General features: G+C 59.3%; 1 protein-coding gene. It reads right to left on the bottom strand.

The features are described from left to right. Positions 1-23: 23 nt before the first annotated feature. Positions 24-1382: an ISKra4 family transposase gene (locus tag B6V73_RS20330; RefSeq protein WP_088726318.1), complete on the bottom strand. Its 1359-nt coding sequence runs from the start codon at positions 1380-1382 to the stop codon at positions 24-26. Positions 1383-1444 lie beyond the last annotated feature (62 nt).

Here is a 1444-nt window from a genome sequence, read left to right as displayed (position 1 = left end):
TGGGAGTGGGCAAAACTTGGGGGTTATGCGGCTGCTCTTTGGTACGCGCCGGTTAGCCGACCGTCGAGAACGGCGGCGCGGACAACAGCAACGCGGTGGGCTCCATCGGGCGACCATCTCATTCGGCGGCGCTTGCCCATGCGGGTGTTCCCGATGTCGTCCACGCAGCCCTCTGCCCGGGATGAAGAGACCGGAAGGCCTCTTCGATGTCGCTGGCCGTAGTTCGTCAGGTTGTCCATGTTGTTCGCAAGGTATGAATAGAGATCTCGGCAACGAGCTTGCACTCTCCGAGCGGCTTCAGTTGCCACACGGTCATCTGTAACCAGCCGGGCGCAATCGACCATCAACCATTGCAGACTGGTCGTGGCCGTTAGAACTTTTCCATGCCAAAGGTACCATCGCAGCGTTTCGGCCGGACGTTTGAACAGCACTGGAATGCCAGAGAAACCCCTGATCTGCAGGAGGCCCTTTACCGCGTTCTCGACATGCTGAATGCGCATCGAAATGTGCCACCAGTCAAGGATGTGGCGGACCTTTCCGCCAACAGCGCCGCGCACGAGATTTGGCAAGGCGGGTTCGCCGTCCGATATCACCGTGACGGTTTTTCCGTGATCCCAACCCAGAGCCCTCAAGTCCTGGCGAAGCTGGCTAGCAGGGGACAGCACCGCCTGTTGCACAAGGCCGAAGCGGCGGCACCTATCGTGGCTCTCGATCTTGCCGACCACAACATCGAGGTGTCGCTTCTGGTATTCCGGCCTGCATCGGATATGCGCGCCATCCAAGAAAACCGTCAACGCAGGTGGATCTTCGACGGCCGCCGCACCCAACGGTTCAGTCTGCTCGATGGCGGCGATGTCCTTGGCGACTTTGCCCAGTCGATTGCGCACTGATGTATTCACCTGCTTCGCGCAAGGCAGGAAGGTTTCCAGGATACGCGCCGCTTCCCGGAAGGAATGACGCGCCCCAAGTTCGGCCTGAAGGCGCCGCAGTTCCGGGGTCGACCGATCCGGAAAAAAGTGAGCGAGAGGCGAAAGCGGTCCGCCCAAGACAACATCGGATTTTGCGTTGCAGGCGCAGCGGCGAATGCGCGGCGCCTTGACCTGGAACCTGCCGAAGAGCGTGTCGAGCACTCGCGACCGATAATCATGTATGGCCCGGACCTCCTCGCAGTCAGGACAGTTCCTGCTGGCTTCGGCAATTTCCTCGATCTGGTCGAGAAGGATCGCATTCTGCAATTGCCCCAGGATCGTCTTCGCATCTTCGAGTAACAACCCGAACCTCTCAGGCTGCGTGCGTCGATACGGGCGGGATAGACGGCCTAGACGATGCCTCTTTGTGGTTCCGTTTTCGAAAGTCGTCTCGACAATAATCCGCACGTCCATAGTAGTTCCTCTCTCAATGAACCACCAGCATACACAGACACCCCCAGGTTTTGCCCACTCCC

Origin of the sequence: Thioclava sp. JM3 (genome assembly GCF_002213185.1) — a bacterium.
GTDB lineage: Bacteria > Pseudomonadota > Alphaproteobacteria > Rhodobacterales > Rhodobacteraceae > Thioclava > Thioclava nitratireducens.
This window is presented reverse-complemented; position numbering and strand designations above follow the sequence as displayed.